Consider the following 20,252-nt stretch of genomic DNA (forward strand, 5'->3'; position numbering starts at 1 on the left):
TGCACCGATTGCGCCGCCTCACGAAGCGCTCCCCGGCACCGGGGCGGTGCCTTATAGCTGATCCCGCGCTTTAGGTAGAAGAAATCACGCGAAACACTGTCGGGTAGACGACAGATCGCGCTCCCCGCCTGCTTCCACAATGACCCTGTCGCGTCGGTCAGGCCCCGGCCTCCCTGCCCTCGCTGATCGCCCGCAGCGCCTCCATGTCCAGCAACGTAATCCGGCCGTAATGGACCCGGACGAGTTGCCGGTCGAGAAACCAGCGGAACTCCCGGTTCAGGTACTGCCGTGAGGCCATCAGCAAGGCCGCCAGGTCTTCCTGCGACAGCCGCAGGTTCAGGGTGATGCCCTGCGTGTCTTGTGTGTCCTGCACGCCGTAGCGCCGTGCCAACGCGAGCAACTGGTACGCGAGCCGGGCACGGAAGGACATGAGGCTGTGCCGGCCGAGGCGGTCGTGCAGACCGCGCGCCCGGGCGGCGATCAGTCGCAGCAACGACGCGGTAAGCGTCGGATCAAGTGCGAACTGGGCGTTGAGCGCCTGAGCGGGAATATGAAACAGACGAGTCAGTCCGCGAGCGCGCTGATGGTGAACCGATGTCTCGCCGGTAAGGACCGCGATGAAGTTCGCGACTTCGCCGGGGGGAATGAAGTCTTCGACGGCGCGCCCGCCGTCGGGGCTGGTCCACTCCCATTCGAGCACGCCCGAGAGGATGACGTGAATGTCCGGACACGGATCGCCCGCTGCGTAGATGAGCGTGCCGTCGGGATACGTCTGCAAGTGGCCTGCCTCGATCAACGCGCCAAGGACATCGTCGGACCACGTTTGCAAGGCGGCGTTATTGCGAAAGGCTGTCCAGACGATCTCGCGCTGACGCACGGAGAGATCGCGCCCATGGGAGCGCAACGGCAGATGAGATGCCGCCTGAGCGGCAATGTCCTGCCCGGTATTGGCATAGCCCGCAGCAGATGCGGGAGAAGGCGCGGTAGATGACTGCATGGCCTGCATAGCACCGTAGGTTTTGTTTTGGGGGAAGACACAACGGGATCGGGCGGAATCGTGAACCGTACCGTGTTTCGCCCACCGTCCTAGCAATGAATCGGCATATGGAAATTCGACTCGGGAGCGAATGGAAATGACGCAGGAAACGACACGACGCAAGGCAATCGACGCCTTCGCGGGAAAACGTCACGACGTGGACGTGCTCATCATCGGCGGCGGCCCCGCCGGCACGTGGGCTGCGATCAGCGCGGCCGCGAAAGGCGCCAGGGTACTCCTGGTTGACAAGGGCTATTGCGGCACGTCCGGGGCGACGGCGCCTTCCGGGACGGCTGTCTGGTATGTGCCCGACGACGGCCAGACACGCGAGCGCGCCAAGGCAAGCCGCTTCGAGATGGGCGGACGCCTTGCCGAACACGAATGGATGGACCGCGTGCTCGACCAGACATGGGACAACGTGCAGCAACTGGCCGACTGGGGGTATCCGTTCCCGGTCGACGAGTTCGGTGCGTCGCAACGCACATCCGTGCAAGGGCCGGAGTACATGCGGCTGATGCGCAAACGCGTGAAGGAAAGCGGCGCGCGCATTCTCGATCACAGCCCGGTTCTTGAACTGCTGGTCGACGACGAGGGCGCCGTCGCCGGGGCGACCGGCGTCAATCGCCAGACCGGCGAGACGTGGCAGGTACGTGCCGGTGCAGTGGTCATCGCCACGGGCGGCTGCGCGTTTCTGAGTCGCGCCCTCGGCTGCAACGTGCTCACCGGCGACGGCCAGTTGATGGCTGCCGAAGCCGGTGCCGAACTGTCGGGCATGGAGTTTTCGAACGCCTACGGTCTGGGACCGGCGTTCGCGTCGGTCACCAAGTCGATGTTCTACAAATGGGCGACGTTCTACGACGAAGACGGCCAGAAGATCGAAGGCGCGGGTTCGGCGCGTGGGCGCGGCGTCATCGCGCGTGAGTTGTCCACCGGCAAGGTGTTCGGCTGTCTGGATCAGGCCGACGAACAGGTTCGCGCATGGATGCGCACCGCCCAGCCGAACTTTTTCCTGCCGTTCGACCGGCTCGGTATCGATCCCTTCACGCAACATTTTCCCGTGACGCTGCGCCTGGAAGGCACCGTGCGCGGCACCGGGGGGCTGAACGTCACCGGCGACGACTGCGCCACGTCGGTCCCCGGTCTTTACGCAGCGGGCGACGCCGCCACGCGCGAACTGATCTGCGGCGGCTTCACCGGCGGTGGTAGCCATAACGCAGCGTGGGCCATGTCGTCCGGCTTCTGGGCCGGCGCCGGGGCCGCGACGTTTGCGAAACACCACCGACGCGCGACCTCCGCGTCGCTGTACCACACGGGGGGCGTAGCGCTGCAAGAGACCGCCGGGCATGCGGACATCGACAGCGCGCAGGTCATTCGCGCGGTGCAGGACGAAGTGTTCCCGTTCGAGCGCAACTGGTGGCGCAGCGCCGAACTGCTGGACGATTCGCTGGGACGGCTTGACGCTTTGTGGGCCCGCCTGCGGGCCAGTGCCCCGGTGCGCAACGCGCAGGAAGCCGTGCGGGCGCGCGAAGCGGCCGCCATGCTCGCCACGGCACGCTGGATGTACCGCAGCGCGCAGCAACGCACCGAGACGCGCGGCATGCACCGACGCGTGGAGTACACCGCGACGGACGACACGCAGCACCACCGGCTGCTGAGCGGTGGGCTCGACGAGGTATGGGTGCGCAAGCATCCGGTCGCCGTCCGCGCGTCACAGAAGCTTGTGTTGCAAGGAGTTGCCGCGTGATCGAAATCGTCAACGAAGCCCGCTGCACCGGTTGCAACATCTGCGTTCGCGCCTGCCCGACCAACGTCTTCGAGACGGTAGCGGGCGGCATTCCGCGCATCGCCCGGCAGGACGACTGCCAGACCTGCTTCATGTGCGAACTCTACTGCCCCGAAGACGCCCTCTTCGTGGCCCCGCAAGCGGACCGCCCGGCCAACGCAGAAGACGCGCAAGTGCTACGCGATGCCACCTGGGGCAGCTATCGCGACGCCGTCGGCTGGGGACCGGGCCGGCACTCCACCGCGTCGCTCGACGCCAGTTATGTATTGTTGACGAAGGCACATTGATGACGAAAAACACACGACTCGATATATCCCGCACCCGCCGCGCGCTCCTCAAGGGTGTCGCAGCGGGCGGTCTGCTGCTCGCAGGCAGCGGCGTTCGCGCCGCGACGGGCAACGGCAAGACACTGCGCTTCGGCGTGATCGGCCCGGCGCGGGCGCCTGCCGCCCCGACGGGCTACGCCCTCGATCGTGGCTATCTGCTGCGAGAGCTGGCGCCGCTGGGCTTCACCAACGTCCGCTTCGACATGTTCTCGAACGGTCCCGACCTGAACGAAGCGTTCTTCTCCGGCACGCTCGACGTCGGCATATACGGCGACACCCCTGCGGTCGTCGCCCGCTCACAGGGGCTCAAGGCGCGCTTGATCGGTTTCGAAGAGATCGGGCTGGCCGCCTGGCTGCTGACGCCGCGCGGCGGCGTGGCGAATGTGAAAGCGCTGGAGGGCAAGACCGTCGGTGTGCCGCTGGGCTCGTACATCCACCGTTATCTGCTCGGTGTCCTCGACAACGCAGGGCTCAACGGCCGTGTACGCGTCGTTCACATGCTCGGACGCGACGCAGGCGCCGCCCTCGAACACGGCGCCATCGGTGCCTATGCCGCGCAATCGGACCTCGGGCCGACGCTCGCCGCCCAAGGCTATCCCGTCATCGACAAAGCGACGCAGCATCCCGAACTGCTCGGCTCGTCGGTCATCGTGGCGTCGAACGATCTGCTGAATCGGGCGCCGGATCTGCCTGCCGCATGGAACCGTGCGCGACGCTCGGCGCTCGCCGACATCACGCGCGACCCGGCCGCCTACTTCGATTTCCACCAGCGTACGAGTGGGATTCCCATCGAGACGATCAGGATTTCGCATCCGATCGCCAACTATCCGGTCGACGCGATTCCGCCATCGGGGATTCAGCTCCTCGATGGCGTCAAACGGTTCCTGCTCGGCGGCCGGCTGATTCGCAACGACTTCGCGCTGCAACAGTGGCGCACCTGAGCATGGCGGCCCGACCGCCGCGTCCGTCGCGGACGGTGCGGTCGGCACCCACAATGCATCTCTTACAGTGAGACGACTTCCAGGATCGCGTCGGCGAACGCCTTCGGCGCTTCCTGGGGCAGGTTGTGACCGATGCCGCCACCGACGTCGATGTGCCGGTACTTGCCCGTGAACTTCTTCGCATAAGCCGCCGGGGCCGGATGCGGTGCACCGTTCGCATCGCCTTCCATCGTGATCGTCGGCACGGCAATCGTCGGCGCGGTGGCCAGACGTTGCTCCAGTGCGTCGAAGCGCGCCTCGCCCTGCACCAATCCCAGACGCCAGCGATAGTTGTGAATCACGATATCCACGTGGTCCGGGTTGTGGAACGCAGCGGCCGAGCGGGCATAGGTCGCGTCGTCGAACTGCCATTTCGGCGAGGCCAGTTGCCAGATCAGCTTGTTGAACGCGTCGGTGTTGGCGGCGTAGCCCTTTGCGCCACGCTCGGTGGCGAAATAGAACTGATACCACCATTGCAATTCGGCCTGCGGCGGCAGCGGCACGGCATTGCCCGCCTGACTGCCGATGAGATATCCGCTCACTGAGACCATCGCCTTGACGCGCTCGGGCCACAGGGCAGCGACGATGTTCGCCGTACGCGCGCCCCAGTCGTAACCGCCGAGAATGGCCTGATCGATCTTCAAAGCGTCCATCAACGCGATGACGTCGGCGGCAACCACCGCCTGCTGACCGTTGCGCGGCGCGGTGGCCGAGCGCAGGCGGGTCGTGCCGTAGCCGCGCAGATACGGCACGATGACGCGATACCCCGCGGCGGCAAGCAACGGCGCCACATCCACATAGCTGTAGATGTCGTACGGCCAGCCATGCAGAAGGATCACGACCTTGCCGTCACGGGGACCGGCTTCGGCATAGCCGACATTCAGGTCGCCTGCGTCGATCTGACGAATCGCTTCGAACGACGTGTGTCCGCCGACCGAACCGGACGCAGCGTTTGACGTTGCGGCATTGGCCAGTTGCGATAACCCGAGTTCCGCGAGGGTAACGCCCGCGAGCGTGGTGCCAAGAAGACGACGACGGCGAAGATTGACCGGATCCGACATGACGATTGACCTCTCTGAGTGATATTCCGGCGTGTGCGCCGGGGGTGGCTCCGTACACATTTCCGAGATCGGTTCGATCTTTGCCGGAGAGTGCCGGAGCGCGTACCCGTAGTTATATCGGTGAGTTCAACGTCATTTATGTCCGAATGTATCTGCCCGGACAAGTGACACAGAGCGATTCAAAAATCCCGGGATTTACTGACGGGACGGCCGCTTCGCGCCGCGCGGCCGTCCCGTCATCGACGTCTGCTCGTCATGACATTGACTTACTTGACGCTGGCGAGGGCATCCAGAATGACCTTGGCGACGTCGGCCGGACGCGACTGCTGCGGCACGTGGCTCGTCGGCAGCTCGGTCACCTTCGCGCCGATCTGGCGGGCCATGATGCGCTGTGCTTCCGGGTTGATCATGCGGTCATTCTGGCTGATGACGAACCACGACGGCTTCTGGTGCCACGACGCCACGCTCAGCTTGTCGCCGAACGCCGCGCCCTTGATCGGACCTTGCGTCGCCGCCATCACGCGGGCCTGTTTGGCCGGCACGTCCTGCGCGAAATACTTGGCGACATCGGCCGGCGGCAGGCTCAGCCAGCCGCTGGCGTCGGCCACGATATGGTCGATGCCGGGGGCTTTCGGCAGGTCCTTCGAGAGCGTTTCGACGGACTGACCGGCGTCCGGCGCGAAGGCAGAGACGTATACGAGGCTTGCCACCTTGTCGTCCTTACCGGCTTCGGTAATGACGGCCCCGCCCCACGAATGACCCACCAGTACGACCTTGCCCGGTTGGTTGTCGATGGCGCGCGTGGCGGCGGCGACGTCTCCCGCGAGGGAGTCGAGCGGATTCTGTACCGCCGTGACCTTGACGCCCTTGTCCTGAAGGATGCCGACGACCTTGGCCCAGTCGGAGCCGTCGGCGAAAGCGCCGTGCACGATCACGACGGCAGGGGCGGCATCAGCCGCTGCGGCGGTTGCGGCCTGCGCAGCGGCAGCACCCAGAAGTCCAGCGCTCAACAGCATGGCGGCGAGAGTAGAATGGCGGTTCATCGAAAGCTCCTTGATTCGGGGTAGGTCCGGCATCGACGCGAACGGGTTGGCGTGCGATCCGAGCGGGATTCGGTCAGATCGGGCCGTTGGGTTGGCCTCGACTGGTTGCCAGTGTCGTCGTCCGGCAAATCTCGCGGTATCGGATGATCGACCGATGACCCGCAGGTAATGACCGATTGCGGTGCCAACGACCACCGCCTGCCCCGTCTTCATTGAACGCTTCCGACCGTCAGCTAACCCTCCGCTTGCCATCCTCCGCGCCTAACATGCCTCTCAGTTCCGCCGGCCTCACCGACGCGATTCTCGCGCTCGCTTTCATCGGCGATCTCAGCATGGGCCGCTCGACGGACCACTCCCGCCGTGCTGCCTGCCTCGCCGGGTGGCTCGCGCAGGCGTGCGGCGCCGACCTCGACGCGCAGAATCACGCCCGTGCTACCGCCTTGCTGCGCTGGTCAGGTTGCACGGCCAACGCCGGCGGATTTGCCGAGTTGCTCGGCGACGACGTCGCTGCGCGCGAAGCGATGATGGCGCAGACCCTCCCGCCACTCTCCGCACAAACCCAGTCGCTCATTGTGCCGTTGGCCCTGATTCACTGCGAAGTGTCGGGCGATGTCGCCGCCACGATGGGCATGCCCACGCGCGTGGTCGACGCCTTGCGCAACGTCTTCGAGCGCTTCGATGGCAAAGGCATGCCCACGGGTCACGCGGGCGATGCGATTCCCGAAACGGTGTTCTTCGTCAATGTCGCGAGCGATCTGGAAATCCTCTCGCGGGCTCACGGACGCGAGAACGCCCTCGCCTTCCTGCGCAGCCAGTCGGACGCCAAGTATCCCGCCCGGCTGGTGGATACCGCGTTGCGCCACGCGGATCATTGGCTGGACGGTCTCGATGCCGTCGATCCCCATGACGCACCCTCCGCAGACCTCGACACCCGCACGTGGCAGCTCGCGCAACCCGGCGGCCATGCCGATGTTGCACTGTCGCTGCTGGCCGACGTCACCGAACTGAAGCTGCCGTGGCTCGCCGGTTTCTCGCGCCGCACGGCGGATCTCGCCTCGCGCACCGCGCAAAGCCTTTCGCTCGACGCCGATACGCAAACCCAACTGCACGCGGCGGCACTGCTGCATGGCATCGGTCGTGCCGCACTGCCGAACCGGCTGTGGGAGACGGACGGCAAGCTGTCCGCCGATCAGTGGGAGAAGGTCCGTCTCGTGCCGTACTGGAGCGCACGCGCCGCCAAGCAGATCGAGGGGCTGCGCTCGGCAGCGGAGCTGGCGTCGTATGCCTATGAGCGGCTCGACGGCAGCGGCTACTTCCGGGGCGTCGCCGGACCCGCGCTGACCACGCCGCAGCGCATTCTCGCCACCTCGGTGGCATTCGAGGCGTTGCTGGCGGCGCGTCCGTGGCGGCAAGCCCATGCCTTCGACGAGGCCGTGGCGATCATCGAACGAGACGCTGGCGCCGGGAAGTTCGATCCCGATATCGTGACGGCCATCGTCGCGACGGCCCAGGGACGGACCGTGCCGCCACGGGCCGCCACCGCGAGCGCGAACCCGTTGCTCTCGCCGCGCGAACTCGACGTGCTGCGTCAAATCAGCGCAGGCTTGAGCAACAAGGAAGCCGCACGCGCCCTGGCGCTCAGCCCAAGCACGGTGCGCACCCATGTCGAAAGCATCTTCCGCAAACTGGACTGCTCGACACGCGCCGCCGCCACGCTCAAGGCACTGACGGCGGGCATGCTGTGACGTATCGCGTGATAGCATTCCGGCTTTCGCGGGTGCTTTCATCCGCGGTCATTGCTTCGGCCCCTACCCGGCTTTCCGCTTCGACGCATGTCACTGACCTCCCGCACACGACTGACAGCATGGCTCGGCCTCGCCGCCATGTGGCTCGCCGTGTGCATGCCCGTCGTCAGTCAGGTGCTCGCGGCGCATCGGGCGGAACAGGCGCGGTTGCTGGATGTTGCGTTTTGCACCGTCGATGGCGCAGCGCGCACCGTACCGACGCTCGCGGCCACATCGAATCACATGCATGACGGTGAGGCCTCTGCGTCTCGCTTGTCGCATACGCCGCAGATGTCCCATGCCGACCATTCGGCCCATGAGACGCAGGGCGACATCTGCGGCTACTGCTCGTTGCTCGCCAATCATCCGCCGCTGGTCATGCCTGCGCTGACCGGCGCGGTGTCCTTCGCGTGGATTGCCCGTGCCGGACCGGTGGCACGCACGCTGCCGTCTACCCCTCAGTTCGCCTACACGCCGCCTGCGCGCGCGCCGCCTGCCCTTTCCTGATCTCGCGTTCAGTCCGATGCCTCGCCGTTGCCACTATTGCCGGTGAAGGCGTCGTTTCCCCTATGCGCTCATTGCCCGCCAGACGCTCGCGTCGGCGGCCTGCGCACGCCGCCGCCCGACAGCGGCGACACGAGACAGAATCGTCGCAAGATGCAGATCCCTTATTCCCACGCGCGTGAAGCGCAACCGGCGTCCGCCGCCGGGCAGTACCGCACGCTCTGGCGCTGGCACTTCTATGCCGGTCTCTTCGTCATGCCGTGGCTGATGGTGCTGGCCGTGACCGGCACCCTGTACGTCTTCCAGCCGCAAATCGAGCCGTGGCTGTACCACGACCGGTTCGTCGTCGCCACCTCCGACGCGCCGCGCATCGCCCAGCAGACGTTGATGGAACGCGCGGCAGCTTCCCTGCCCGCCGGGTCGCAAATCAGCTCGGTCGAAGTCAATCGCGATCCGGCGCGCAGCGCGGAGTTCATCTTCCGTCTGCCGAACGGTGAGCGCGAGAGCGTCTATCTGAATCCTTACACGGGCGCGGTGCTCGGCACGCTGAGCGTCGAACACAGACTCATGGCGCAGGCACGGGCGCTGCATCGCTCGCTCATGCTCGGCAAGCCGGGTGAGTTGCTCATGGAACTGGCGGGATGCTGGACACTCGTCATGCTCGTCACCGGCCTCGCCCTGTGGTGGCCGCGCGCCGGTGCCACGTGGGCAAACGCGGTACGTCCGCGTCTGCAACTGCGGGGACGCCCGCTGCTGCGCAATCTGCACGGCGTGGCGGGCCTGTGGCTCGCGGCTGGGGGACTGGCGTTCGTGCTCTCGGGGCTGCCGTGGTCCGGCTCCTGGGGCGCACAGTTCAAGGTGCTGACGTCCAAGGTCGGCATGGGCTCGCCGCCCGGCGTCTGGGGCGAAGCACCCGTGCGCTCGCAGGTACCCACCCAGCCGATGAAGATGGACGATCTGCCCATCGCGCAAATTCCATGGGCCGTTGGCAACACGACCGTGCCGGAATCGGCGCCGCCTGCGGCTCACGATATGGCCGACATGCCCGGCATGGCGAACATGGACGGCATGCAAGGCATGACGCACGCCGCGCGTGACGCCCACGGCACGCAAGGTCCGCAAAGCCCGAAAAGCGCACACAGCGCGCAAGGCAATAGCGACGAACATGCGGAACACGCGGGCCATGGCGGTGCAGCCCGAGGCGGACTGACGCCGGCTGCGCTGCGCGCACAGGGGGCGCTGCCGATCGACGACGTGATGACGATTGCCTCGCGCCTCGGCGTCGAGAGCGGCTACAGCCTCGTCGTGCCGAAGCGTCCGGACGGCGTCTACACCGTGTCGTACTTCCCCGCCGATCCGAAGGCCGAGCGCACGATCCACATCGATCAGTACAGCGGCCGCGTGCTGCGCGATATCGACTACAACGCTTATGGCGCCGTGGCACAGGCCGTGTCGTACGGCACGGCGTTGCACATGGGCCGTTACTTCGGCGTGGCCAACCAGTGGTTGTGCGCGTTGATCTCGATGGGCTTGTTCGCCATGGCGGTCACTGGCGCCGTCATGTGGTGGATGCGACGTCCGGCCCGTTCGCTGGGCGCACCGGCGCGCGCGCAGTCGCGTGCGCCGATGCGCGGCTGGACGTTCGGCATGGTGGCGCTCGGTTGCGTCTTCCCGTTGATGGGCGCGACGATGGTACTTGTCTGGGCTGGGGACCGCGCAGTGTTCAGCCGACGCGCCAACGGGTAACGAAGCGTGCGCGCCCGGACGGCCAGTCAGTCCGGCGCGACCGCCTCTGGCCTCACCCCGACGTACGCCGCGCGCGGGCGGATCAGTTGCGTGCTCTCGCGCTGCTCTCTCGCGTGCGCAATCCAGCCGATGGTGCGCCCCAGCGCGAACAGGCCGAAGGCGGCGCCGAGCGGTAACCCGAGGTGACGACGCACCGCCACCAGCGCGAAGTCGAGCGACGGCCGCTGTCCGACGAGCGCATCGGCGGCGTCGATCATCGTCTGCCAGGCGGGATGCGCGGGCAGCACCCGCGCGAGCATCGCACTCGCCCGCACGTCCCCCGCCGGGTAAAGGTGATGCCCGAAACCGGGAAGCTTCTCCCCGCGTGCGAGACGCTCGCGCATGCGGTTCGCCACATCGGTTTCGCCGACTTCTTCCCACATCGCTTCGTTACGCGCCGTCGTGCCGCCGTGCCGTCCGCCGGTGAGCGCGGACAGGCCGGCAATGATCGCCGCGCGCAGGCTCGCGCCCGTCGATGCGACACAGCGCGCCGTGAAACTCGAAGCGTTCAGTTCGTGGTCGGCGCAAAGCACCAGCGCCATGCGGATGAGATCCGCGCCCTCGGCATCTTTCACCCCCCAGGCGTCCGTGCACTGTTCGTGGATCGGGGCGCTGCTGGGAAGCGTGCCCAGCAGACACGCCGTCATGGCGCGCAGCAACGCCGCACTGCCCTGTGCGACACGTAAGGGGTCGCGCTGCCAGATCGCGGTGGCAGCGTCGTCGCTCACCACGGTAAATGTGGGGAGCAATGCGACTTCTGCGCGCGTGTCGCGGTAGCGTTCGAGCAGCATCACCGGCCAGTCCCGCGCCATCTTCCGGACGCTGTCGCCTGCGTCGACAGCAAACGCCGACGTCTCATCGCATTGCCACAACCACGCGGCCGTCGCTTCGACCGACGCCGTTTCCGCCATCGCCAATGCGTCTCGTCCCCGGTAGTAACAACGACCGTCTTCGATCAATGTAATGGCCGATTCAAGCACCGGCATTCCCCAGTCGAGCGCGGCTTTCGCCACCTCTTTCGGCTTGCGTCCGCGCGTGCGCTGCGCGGCGAGCCGTTCGACGTCCGCCGCACGGTAGCGACGCTCGCGGTGTGTCTTGCCGGGTTCGGCGTGCAACAGCCCCCGGCTCACATAGGCGTAAAGGGTCTGAAGCGAAACGCCGAGACGCTCGGCGGCTTGGGCGGCGGTGAAGTAGTTCATCGTGATCGAGGGAATCCGGTGCGAATGCGATGCCAACAGATTGATTAAGTTAATCAATATTGACAATAAAATCCATGGGCTTAAGCTTCAATGCGCCGGCAGTCTTGCATCGCGACTCATTGCGATGCCACGTATCGAATTGTTCGAGGACTTCCCATGCATCACGAGCTTTCCCCACGTCGCGCTTCCCCCGTTGCGCTGCGCGACGACGCGAGCGGTGTCGCCGCCTATCTGCACGAGATGCGTCGTGCCGTCAGCGCTCAGGCGTCTCCCGACGTCAATGTCACGATCAGCGGCCATGGCGCCCTGCCGTGCGTCTTTCCCTACACGGATTTCGCCACCGCCGCCATCGCGACGGCGACCCTCGCCGTGGCCGGACTCACCACCGGCGCTGCGGGCGATTACGGGTTGCAAGCCGGTGTGAGCTTGCCGCAGGTCAACGTCGACCGGCGACTGGCCTCGTTCTGGTTTCAGACATCGTTGCGCGCGCAGGGCTGGTCGTCGCCCCCGATGTGGGATCCGATCGCAGGCGACTATCGGGCGGCCGACGGCTGGATCCGTCTGCATACCAATGCGCCGCATCATCGTGCGGCTGCGTTGGCCGTGCTCGGTGTGGATGCGCAACGTGATGCCGTCGCCCATGCTGTCGCCAAGTGGACGGCCGACGCACTGGAAGCGGCTGTCGTCGCTCAGGGCGGATGCGCAGCGGCCATGCGCACGCTGACTCAATGGCAGGATCATCCGCAAGGCATCGCGGTCGCCGCCGAGCCGCTGTTGCACTGGGAGACGTTCGATGCCGGCGTCCGCGCGAGCGACTGGAAGCCGTTGCGGGAACGTCCGCTGAGCGGCGTTCGCGTGCTCGATCTGACGCGTATTCTCGCCGGTCCGACCGCGACGCGCTTTCTGGCAGGGTTCGGCGCGCAGGTGTTGCGCATCGACCCGCCCGACTGGGACGAACCCGGCACGGTCCCGGAGGTCGTGCTCGGCAAGCGCTGTGCGCGGCTCGACCTGAAGTCGACCGAAGGACGCGCAACGCTGGAAGCCTTGCTGCGTGACGCCGATATCGTCGTGCACGGCTATCGTCCCGACGCGCTGGAAGCGCTTGGCCTCGGCGCCGCCCGTCGCCGTGAACTCAATCCGGCACTCATCGACGTCTCACTCGACGCCTATGGCTGGCAAGGACCGTGGCACGCTCGGCGCGGCTTCGACAGTCTCTTGCAGATGAGTTCGGGTATCGCCGACGCCGGCATGCGCGCATCGGGTACCGACCGGCCCGTGCCGTTGCCCGGACAAGGGATCGACTATGCCACGGGGTATCTGATGGCCGCCGCCGCTGTCCATGGGCTGGCGCTGCGTCAGACACGAGGCGTCGGCGCTACCGTGCGCGCTTCGCTCGCCCGTACCGCAGGCCTGCTCGTGACACAGCGCACACCGGACGACGGCCCGCCCCCTCTGAGTGCCGAAACGTCAGACGATCTTTCGCCACGCATCGAGGACACCTCGTGGGGGCCGGTGCGCCGCATCGCGACACCGATGTCGATTGTCGGCACGCCCGTCGACTGGGCACTGCCCGCGCTGGCGTTGGGCACGGCGACGCCGCGTTGGGCTTGATCGAGGTGATCGGGGCGATCGGATTAAGCAGTCTGATGAGTTCGACCGGCGCCATGGATCGAGACGCCCGGGAATGAAAGGCGCTGGGGCGCGCAAGTCGGTGGCGCCCCACGCCTTAATCGATGGCGTGACGTCGCGCCTGTCGTGCGGCGTGCAGTTGACGCTCCGCCTGACTGAGCAATGCAGACACGTTCGTGGGCTCGCTCGTGGGTGCGCCATCCGCGTCGAACGTCACAGACTCTGCCATCGCAATCCCGAAGCTCGCGGTGAGCGGCAGCACTTCTTCGTTGGGTAACTTCAATGCCGTCGCTTCGATGCGCCCGCGCAGCAGCTCTGCGAACTGCCGGGCGCGCGACTCGTCAAGCACGCGTGCGAGGATGACGAACGCGTCTGCGCCAAGCCGGGCCACGACGTCTCCCGGCTGACAGGTATTCAGACATACCGCACCCACGCGACGCAGCACGTCGTCGCCCGTCTTATGTCCCCACGCCGCGTTGATCTGCGTGAAGTTGTCGATATCGAACTTGATCAGCGCGATATGGCCCGGCGCAGCCACCGAACACAACGCTTGCGCCTGACGCTCGAAGGCGCGCCAGTTCATGAGGCGGGTCAGCGGGTCCGTGTCCGCGCTCAGCTCCAGTTCGCCCAGCAGCCGCGCGCGCTCCCGACGCAATTGCACCAACTCCACGGCATTGAGCCGCAGCACACGTAGCGCATCGAATACGGATATCACTTGCGGGTGCTTCATGGGTAAGCCGTCGCCCGGGACGGAGGCGTCCAGATTGCCTCTCGCGAGTGCGTCGACGAAACGCGTGGCGGCCTCGAACGGCAGCACCACGGTACGTCGGAAGTTGCGCATGACTACAACGATTACGAGCACCAGAAGCCCTTCGCCCACCGCCGTGAACCACAACCACCGAAGCGCCTGCGAGCGTTGCGCTTCAACCTTGCGCTGTGCCCGCATCAACATGGCGTCGCGAAAATCGGTGATGGCGCTCATCGTCGGTACGTAGCGGCTGGCAAACTCGGCCGTCGTAAGCGACGGCGGTTGCGGCTGCGCAGCCAGCGTACGCACCGTCGCCACGTAATGCAGACCGCCGCTGAAGTATTTCGTGTTCAGGGCATTGAGCGTGGCGGGACCGAGTTCCGGCGGTTCGATCACGCGCGCCGAGATCATGTCGCGAAGCTGATCGATGCGACCGAGCGTGCGTTCGATGGTGCGCTGGTCGGCTTCGGTGAGGGTCTGGCGGGTCGTCAGTGCAGCGGTGAAGTGCGACCCGAGTTGGCCGGCGTACTCGCGCAGTTCGGCTGCGAGCCGGGCAAGGATGACGTAATGCAGTGCGCCGGGCGCTCCTTGCGACACGATGTCGATGCGCGACGAGGCTACCGGCGTGAAGTCGGCGATGACACGGATCATGCGGTCAACGGCGTCACGTACGGCCGCGTCGCTGCGCATCTCACGCGGTCGCTGCACCAGTTGATCGACGTTGGCACTCGCGGCAGCAAGATCGAGCCGCGCCCGCTCGATCGTGCGCAAGCTGCCTGCGCACTGATGGCACGCGTCGGAAGACAGCGCCACGAGTAATTCCTGGAGACGTGCATTAGTCGCTTCGCGGGCATTGCGCAACGCAGTGACCGAGGCATCGGGAAGTGGGAGATCCGCGCCCAGCACCGCATTGGCCGGACCGCGTTCGGCGGACGCCTTTTCCATCGCCAGCAACGTGGCGCGCAACGCATCGAGCGCAAGCGCGGCATCGCTCGCCTGCCGGTACGCGCCCCAGGCCCAGGTCAGCAGACCACTGCAAAGGATGACGACAGCGCAGACGACGGCGAGGTTCTGCAATCGGAGACGGCCGGTCAGCGAACCGGCCGAAAGTAACTTGCGCTTCATTGACGATGGCACCGTCGGCCACACGGTAGAGACTCCCACTGAGGCCGTGACGGCAAACACCGTGACGGCGGCACTCCGCAGCTTGCCGCGGAAACGTCGTGCCCGGCACTTGGCACATACGCTTGGCATCGCAAAACCGCCTTCCGCAGGCGGGATTCGCGAGGCGTCATTGTCGCACAACGATATGCCGCCCCCCGCGTGGCTCCCTAAACTTATAGGTCGATCGCCACCTCGGTACCTTGCTTGATGGCACGCTTCGCATCGAGTTCCGCCGCCACGTCGGCCCCACCAATGACATGCACGCGCACACCGGCGTCCTGCACCCCCTGGGCCAGTTCCCTAAGCGGTTCCTGCCCTGTGCACAAAACTACGTTGTCAACGGACAAAACATGCGGCGCATCGTCAATCGTGACGTGCAGGCCCTCGTCGTCGATCCGGCGATACGTCACGCCAGGAATCATCTCGACGCCACGATGCTTGAGCGACGTGCGATGGATCCACCCCGTGGTCTTGCCCAGCCCATCACCGACCTTCGAGGTCTTGCGTTGCATGAGATAGACCTTGCGCGGGGACGTCTCCGGCACCGGGGGGCATAGGCCACCGGCGTGTGCGTAAGACGGATCGATGCCCCATTCCGCATAGAACTTCTCGGGTACCAGCGTGGCGCTTTCCCCCGACTGCGTGAGGAACTCGGCAATGTCGAAGCCAATGCCGCCCGCGCCGATCACGGCGACCGTCTTGCCGACAGCGGCACCGCCGCGCAGGACATCGATATAGCTCAGGACCTTCGGATGGTCGATGCCGTCGATAGCGGGCGTGCGCGGCACGACACCGGTGGCCAGCACGACATCGTCGTAGCCGCCGGCGATGATCGAGTCGACCGTCGCGCGCGTGTTCAACTGGACCGTTACCCCGGTCGCGGCAAGCTCATGACGGAAGTACCGCAGCGTCTCGAAGAACTCCTCCTTGCCGGGAATGCGCTTGGCCATATTGAACTGACCACCGATCTCTGCCTCCGCTTCGATCAGGGTGACGTCGTGGCCGCGCCGGGCAGCGACCGTCGCGGCGGCCAGACCGGCAGGCCCGGCGCCCACGACCGCCACACGACGCTGGCGTCCGGCCGGCTCGATGCGCAGTTCCGTCTCGTGACAGGCGCGCGGATTGACCAGACACGACGTGATCTTGCCGCTGAAGGTATGGTCGAGACAGGCTTGATTACAGCCGATGCAAGTGTTGATGTGCTCGGCACGATTGGCGGCAGCCTTGTTCACGAATTCGGGATCGGCCAGCAGCGGACGCGCCATCGACACCATGTCGGCTTCGCCGTCTGCCAGGATTCGCTCGGCGACGTCGGGCGTGTTGATGCGGTTCGTCGTGATGAGCGGAATGCCGACGTGCCCTTTGAGCTTGCCGGTCACCCACGCGAACGCCGCGCGCGGCACGCTCGTGGCAATCGTCGGGATACGGGCCTCGTGCCAGCCAATGCCGGTGTTGATCAGCGTCGCACCGGCCGCTTCGACGGCACGCGCGAGCTTCACGACTTCGTCGAACGTCGAGCCGCCTTCGACCAGATCGAGCATCGACAGTCGATAGATGATGATGAATTCGCGCCCGACGCGCTCACGCACCCGTCGCACGATCTCCACCGGAAAACGCATGCGATGCTCGAAGCTGCCGCCCCAGCCATCCGTGCGATGGTTGGTCCGGGCGGCAATGAATTCATTGATCAGATACCCCTCGGACCCCATGATTTCCACGCCGTCGTACCCGGCGCGCTGCGCCAGCGCAGCGCAATTCACAAAGTCCTCGATGGTCGCTTCGACCTCATCGGCGGTGAGTTCGCGCGGTTTGGCCGGCGTGATGGGCGCCTGCAGGGCGCTGGGCGCCACGAGATCGGGATGGTAGGCGTAACGACCGAAGTGCAGTATCTGCATGGCGATCTTGCCGCCCGCCGCGTGTACCGCCTCGGTCACCACACGGTGCTTGTCGGCCTCGTCTTCGGTACTGAGCTTCGCCCCACCGGCGTACGGACGCCCCGCCTCGTTCGGCGCAATCCCGCCCGTCACCATCAGCGCCACACCGCCGCGGGCGCGCTCGGCGTAGAACTCGGCCATACGGGCGAAGCCGTTACGGGCTTCTTCGAGCCCGACGTGCATCGAGCCCATGAGCACGCGGTTGCGCAGCGTGGTAAAGCCCAGATCCAGGGGCTGCATCAGGTGGGGATAGCCGCTCATCGTCGTCTCTCTCATCGTTCGGCGGGGTGCCGTGGGGTCTCTTATAGGTTGGTCTTGTTCCGGTTATGCAACCGGTTGCATAGTTCGACGATTCTAAGCGCGCGAGCGACTATGCAACACGTTGCATAGTGCGATTAGAGTCCCTAGACTAGCGGGCATGCCGCTCGCCCACGCCCTGATGACCTCGCTGCTGGAAAAGCCCTCCTCGGGATACGACCTGGCGCGCCGGTTCGACAAGTCCATCGGCTTCTTCTGGCACGCCACGCACCAGCAAATCTACCGCGAACTGGCGCGCATGGAGACGGCTGGATGGATCGACTCGGCGGCCGCTCCGGACGGCGGTCGCACACGCAAACGTGTCTATCGGGTGCTCGACGCCGGGCGGGACGAGTTGCTCGCCTGGGTGGCCACGACCACGGAACCTGCCGATCTGCGCGACGACCTCATGGTCCGGTTGCGGGCCGACGCCGCCATCGGCCCGCTCGGTCTGGTGCCCGAATTGCAGCGCCGCTCGGCGCTCCATGCGCAGAAACTGGCGGCGTATCAGGCTATCGAGGCCCGGGATTTTCCGGCAGATGAAACCGGTAGGCCGCTGACCCGTGAGGCCGCGCTACAGCGTCACATCCTCCGGTTGGGGGTGCGTTACGAGCAGGGATGGCTCGACTGGACACGGGAAGCCCTGCAGTTGCTGGCGCAATGGGATGACGCCGTGACCGAAGACCGTCAGGCCACCTGACGTGGACTGCGCGACATAGGAATTCGTCCCATTTTCTTGTCAACGGATGGGGTGTCTGGCGCGTTTAACGTGAGAATCGACGTTAAGCAGGTGTCCAGGCCGGACATTCCGGCCGACCGGCGAACGTCGCCGTTTTTCGCCCCACCCTAGGCATTCATGGTGTTCTCCTTCAAGCCCCTCAAGCCCTCCACGCTTTCCTGGCTTGCCAGCCGTGCCCGCGCTGCCTCCCAGCGCACGGTGCTGTCGATGCTGGTTGCCGCTACGCTCCCCCTGGCAGTTTCGTCCGCTCACGCCGGCACGGTCATCGTGCTCGACTCCGGAGCCGCGCAACTCTCGCTGATCGATCAGGCGACGCACAAGGTCGTCGGCACCATGCCCACGGGCAAAGAGCCGCATCACCTGATGATCACGCCCGACAAACGCTCGCTGATCGTGGCCAACTCGGTCTCGAACAGCCTGATGTTCCTCGATCCGAACACGGGCAAGTTCCAGCGTCAGGTCGCCGACATCGACGATCCTTATCAGTTGGGCTTCTCGCCCGACCGCAAATGGTTCGTCACCGCGGCACTGCGCCTCGATCGCGTCGATCTGTATCACTACGACGGTGAAAACGTCACGGTGGCCAAGCGTATCCCGCTGGCCAAGACGCCGAGCCACATGACGTTCTCGTCCGACAGCAAGACGGTCTTCGTCACGTTGCAGGATTCGGGCGAACTGGTCGCGATCGATCTGCCGACGCAGACCGTCAAATGGCGCATGCCGGTGGGCAAGACGCCGGCCGGTCTGTGGATGACGCCGGGCGACAAGTATCTGCTCGTTGGCATGACTGGCGAGGACGACGTCGCAGTAGTCGACTGGCGCACGCAGAAAGTCGTCAAGCGCATTCAGACGGGACGCGGCGCGCACAACTTCCGCTCGCTCTCCGATGGCCGCCACATTGCCGTGAGCAACCGGGTCGAGAGCACCATCAGCATCATCGATTACGAAACGCTGACCAAGGTGGCCGACATCACCGGTCTGATGCCGGGGCCGGACGATATGGAATTGTCCGCAGATAAACGCTATCTTTGGGTAACGTTCCGATTTGCGCGCCACGTGGGCGTAATCGACCTGACCACGCGCAAACTGGTCGATACCATCGCCGTCAACCGGTCGCCGCACGGCATCTATTTTGCCGAGCGCGCCCCGGTTCTCTCGCCGAACCCGGACTGACAGGGCCGACAGATGATTCAGGAAGCCATCAATTTCGTCGATAGCGGCATTTCCGCTGCCCAGACGCTCATCTACGTCGATGTGGTGCAGCCGCTGCTGTTCCACTTCAACCTGATGGGCTACGACGATGATATCTACGACGCCCTCTATCTCGTGATCATCGGCGTCTTGCAGGTCGGCCTGACGTACGTGCTGTTGCGTCCGCTCGAAGCCCTGCGTCCGCTCGAACAGTGGCAGGACCGCAAACAGGTTCGCTCGGACGTCATCTACACCTGGATCGCCAAGCTCGGCATTCTGAATCTGCTGTTCTTCGTGGTGTTGCAACCGGTCTTTAACGAGTTGCAGAGCCAGATGGTGATCCATGGGCTGCCGAGCGTCGATCTCGATGGCTTGTACCCCGGGGTGACGGATCAGCCGATCGTGTCGTTCCTGATGTACCTGACAGTGCTCGACTTCGCCGGTTACTGGTATCACCGCTGGCAACATCGTTTCGGCGTCTGGTGGGAGCTGCATGCCGTGCATCACAGCCAGCAGCAGATGTCGCTGTGGTCCGACGACCGGAATCACTTCCTCGACGACATCCTGCAAGCCGGGTTCTTCGCGGCCATCGCCCTCTTCATCGGCGTGCAACCCGCGCAGTATGTGGTGCTCGTGGCGGTGGGTAACTTCCTGCAAAGCGTGCAGCACGTGAATGCCCGTCTGCCGTATGGTCCGGTGCTCGAACGCCTGATCGTGAGCCCGACATTCCACCGTCGCCACCACGCCATCGGCTACGGACATGAAGGCACGCGCTACGGCTGCAACTTCGGGGTGCTGTTCCCGTGGTGGGACATGCTGTTCCGCACGGCGTCGTGGGAGCGCACCGTCGAGCCGACCGGCATTCGCGACCAGTTGCCTGCACCGGAAGGCCGTTCGCGCCGTTATGGCATCGGGGTGATCGCGCAACAAGTACGTGCGCTCGGGCGCATTGCCAAACGCATCGTGCCGCGCCGAACGTCCGGTCGTCAGCCGGTCTGAGCCCCGCCCGGGCGGTTCGTCGCCACCCGGCACGAAGGACGCAATGCCTT

Annotated in this window: 16 protein-coding genes; 10 read left to right on the plus strand and 6 right to left on the minus strand. The window is 65.5% G+C overall.

Annotated features, from left to right (window positions below; genetic code table 11):
• Positions 1 to 157: 157 nt before the first annotated feature.
• Positions 158 to 997, minus strand: coding sequence for a Crp/Fnr family transcriptional regulator (locus C5N93_RS24425; RefSeq protein WP_242561272.1), 840 nt, complete (start codon positions 995 to 997; stop codon positions 158 to 160).
• 136 nt (positions 998 to 1,133) lie between these two features.
• On the opposite strand from C5N93_RS24425, the gene C5N93_RS24430 reads away from it, so the two are divergent.
• The 3 genes from C5N93_RS24430 to C5N93_RS24440 are packed head-to-tail and all read left to right on the plus strand — an operon-like array spanning position 1,134 to position 4,086.
• Positions 1,134 to 2,780 carry an FAD-binding protein gene (locus C5N93_RS24430; RefSeq protein WP_242561273.1) on the plus strand — a complete coding sequence of 549 codons (1,647 nt, stop codon included), beginning with the start codon at positions 1,134 to 1,136 and terminating at the stop codon, positions 2,778 to 2,780.
• Positions 2,777 to 3,106: a 4Fe-4S binding protein gene (locus C5N93_RS24435; RefSeq protein WP_242561274.1), complete on the plus strand. Its 330-nt coding sequence runs from the start codon at positions 2,777 to 2,779 to the stop codon at positions 3,104 to 3,106. The genes C5N93_RS24430 and C5N93_RS24435 overlap by 4 nt, the downstream gene beginning before the upstream one ends.
• Positions 3,106 to 4,086, plus strand: a complete 981-nt coding sequence (locus tag C5N93_RS24440) for an ABC transporter substrate-binding protein (RefSeq protein WP_242561275.1) — start codon at positions 3,106 to 3,108, stop codon at positions 4,084 to 4,086. Before C5N93_RS24435 ends, C5N93_RS24440 begins: the two co-directional genes overlap by 1 nt.
• A gap of 62 nt (positions 4,087 to 4,148) precedes the next feature.
• Here the strand turns inward: C5N93_RS24440 and C5N93_RS24445 are convergent, their stop codons facing one another.
• Both C5N93_RS24445 and C5N93_RS24450 read right to left on the minus strand, forming a co-directional pair.
• Entirely contained in the window at positions 4,149 to 5,186 is a 1,038-nt protein-coding gene (locus tag C5N93_RS24445; RefSeq protein ID WP_277990431.1) for an alpha/beta hydrolase, read from the minus strand.
• Between the two features lie 266 nt (positions 5,187 to 5,452).
• A complete protein-coding gene (locus C5N93_RS24450; protein ID WP_242561277.1) occupies positions 5,453 to 6,229 on the minus strand; it encodes an alpha/beta hydrolase in 777 nt (258 codons plus the stop codon).
• A 266-nt stretch (positions 6,230 to 6,495) separates the two neighbouring features.
• On the opposite strand from C5N93_RS24450, the gene C5N93_RS24455 reads away from it, so the two are divergent.
• The 3 genes from C5N93_RS24455 to C5N93_RS24465 all read left to right on the plus strand — a co-directional run bounded on the left by C5N93_RS24455 (position 6,496) and on the right by C5N93_RS24465 (position 10,263).
• Positions 6,496 to 7,974 (plus strand): HD domain-containing phosphohydrolase, encoded by a 1,479-nt coding sequence (locus C5N93_RS24455; protein WP_242561278.1) that lies wholly within the window; start codon positions 6,496 to 6,498, stop codon positions 7,972 to 7,974.
• Positions 7,975 to 8,061: 87 nt separating this feature from the next.
• Positions 8,062 to 8,520 (plus strand): DUF2946 domain-containing protein, encoded by a 459-nt coding sequence (locus C5N93_RS24460; RefSeq protein WP_242561279.1) that lies wholly within the window; start codon positions 8,062 to 8,064, stop codon positions 8,518 to 8,520.
• Positions 8,521 to 8,670: 150 nt separating this feature from the next.
• A complete protein-coding gene (locus C5N93_RS24465; RefSeq protein ID WP_242561280.1) occupies positions 8,671 to 10,263 on the plus strand; it encodes a PepSY domain-containing protein in 1,593 nt (530 codons plus the stop codon).
• 26 nt (positions 10,264 to 10,289) lie between these two features.
• On the opposite strand, the gene C5N93_RS24470 is transcribed toward C5N93_RS24465, so the two are convergent.
• Entirely contained in the window at positions 10,290 to 11,501 is a 1,212-nt protein-coding gene (locus tag C5N93_RS24470) for a citrate synthase family protein (RefSeq protein ID WP_242561281.1), read from the minus strand.
• A 240-nt stretch (positions 11,502 to 11,741) separates the two neighbouring features.
• Between C5N93_RS24470 and C5N93_RS24475 the strand changes: the two genes are divergently transcribed.
• Positions 11,742 to 13,112 (plus strand): CoA transferase, encoded by a 1,371-nt coding sequence (locus C5N93_RS24475; RefSeq protein ID WP_242561407.1) that lies wholly within the window; start codon positions 11,742 to 11,744, stop codon positions 13,110 to 13,112.
• A 115-nt stretch (positions 13,113 to 13,227) separates the two neighbouring features.
• Here the strand turns inward: C5N93_RS24475 and C5N93_RS24480 are convergent, their stop codons facing one another.
• A complete protein-coding gene (locus C5N93_RS24480) occupies positions 13,228 to 15,003 on the minus strand; it encodes a GGDEF domain-containing protein (protein WP_242561282.1) in 1,776 nt (591 codons plus the stop codon).
• Between the two features lie 212 nt (positions 15,004 to 15,215).
• Positions 15,216 to 17,237 carry an NADPH-dependent 2,4-dienoyl-CoA reductase gene (locus tag C5N93_RS24485; protein WP_242561283.1) on the minus strand — a complete coding sequence of 674 codons (2,022 nt, stop codon included), beginning with the start codon at positions 17,235 to 17,237 and terminating at the stop codon, positions 15,216 to 15,218.
• A 157-nt stretch (positions 17,238 to 17,394) separates the two neighbouring features.
• Between C5N93_RS24485 and C5N93_RS24490 the strand changes: the two genes are divergently transcribed.
• The 3 genes from C5N93_RS24490 to C5N93_RS24500 all read left to right on the plus strand — a co-directional run bounded on the left by C5N93_RS24490 (position 17,395) and on the right by C5N93_RS24500 (position 20,202).
• A complete protein-coding gene (locus tag C5N93_RS24490) occupies positions 17,395 to 17,973 on the plus strand; it encodes a PadR family transcriptional regulator (protein ID WP_242561284.1) in 579 nt (192 codons plus the stop codon).
• A 156-nt stretch (positions 17,974 to 18,129) separates the two neighbouring features.
• Positions 18,130 to 19,185, plus strand: a complete 1,056-nt coding sequence (locus C5N93_RS24495; RefSeq protein ID WP_343031995.1) for a cytochrome D1 domain-containing protein — start codon at positions 18,130 to 18,132, stop codon at positions 19,183 to 19,185.
• A gap of 12 nt (positions 19,186 to 19,197) precedes the next feature.
• Positions 19,198 to 20,202, plus strand: a complete 1,005-nt coding sequence (locus C5N93_RS24500) for a sterol desaturase family protein (RefSeq protein WP_242561285.1) — start codon at positions 19,198 to 19,200, stop codon at positions 20,200 to 20,202.
• Positions 20,203 to 20,252: the final 50 nt, after the last annotated feature.

Origin of the sequence: Pandoraea sp. LA3, from assembly GCF_022696215.1 — a bacterium.
GTDB classification, from domain to species: domain Bacteria; phylum Pseudomonadota; class Gammaproteobacteria; order Burkholderiales; family Burkholderiaceae; genus Pandoraea; species Pandoraea capi.

Coding starts and splice junctions, on each gene's coding strand:
- C5N93_RS24485 (WP_242561283.1), bottom strand. CDS start 17,237: ATGAGCGGCTATCCCCACCTGATGCAGCCCCTGGATCTGGGCTTTACC.
- C5N93_RS24455 (WP_242561278.1), top strand. CDS start 6,496: ATGCCTCTCAGTTCCGCCGGCCTCACCGACGCGATTCTCGCGCTCGCT.
- C5N93_RS24495 (WP_343031995.1), top strand. CDS start 18,130: ATGGTGTTCTCCTTCAAGCCCCTCAAGCCCTCCACGCTTTCCTGGCTT.
- C5N93_RS24430 (WP_242561273.1), top strand. CDS start 1,134: ATGACGCAGGAAACGACACGACGCAAGGCAATCGACGCCTTCGCGGGA.
- C5N93_RS24470 (WP_242561281.1), bottom strand. CDS start 11,501: ATGAACTACTTCACCGCCGCCCAAGCCGCCGAGCGTCTCGGCGTTTCG.
- C5N93_RS24465 (WP_242561280.1), top strand. CDS start 8,671: ATGCAGATCCCTTATTCCCACGCGCGTGAAGCGCAACCGGCGTCCGCC.
- C5N93_RS24450 (WP_242561277.1), bottom strand. CDS start 6,229: ATGAACCGCCATTCTACTCTCGCCGCCATGCTGTTGAGCGCTGGACTT.
- C5N93_RS24480 (WP_242561282.1), bottom strand. CDS start 15,003: ATGAAGCGCAAGTTACTTTCGGCCGGTTCGCTGACCGGCCGTCTCCGA.
- C5N93_RS24490 (WP_242561284.1), top strand. CDS start 17,395: ATGCCGCTCGCCCACGCCCTGATGACCTCGCTGCTGGAAAAGCCCTCC.
- C5N93_RS24440 (WP_242561275.1), top strand. CDS start 3,106: ATGACGAAAAACACACGACTCGATATATCCCGCACCCGCCGCGCGCTC.
- C5N93_RS24475 (WP_242561407.1), top strand. CDS start 11,742: ATGCGTCGTGCCGTCAGCGCTCAGGCGTCTCCCGACGTCAATGTCACG.
- C5N93_RS24425 (WP_242561272.1), bottom strand. CDS start 997: ATGCAGTCATCTACCGCGCCTTCTCCCGCATCTGCTGCGGGCTATGCC.
- C5N93_RS24500 (WP_242561285.1), top strand. CDS start 19,198: ATGATTCAGGAAGCCATCAATTTCGTCGATAGCGGCATTTCCGCTGCC.
- C5N93_RS24445 (WP_277990431.1), bottom strand. CDS start 5,186: ATGTCGGATCCGGTCAATCTTCGCCGTCGTCGTCTTCTTGGCACCACG.
- C5N93_RS24460 (WP_242561279.1), top strand. CDS start 8,062: ATGTCACTGACCTCCCGCACACGACTGACAGCATGGCTCGGCCTCGCC.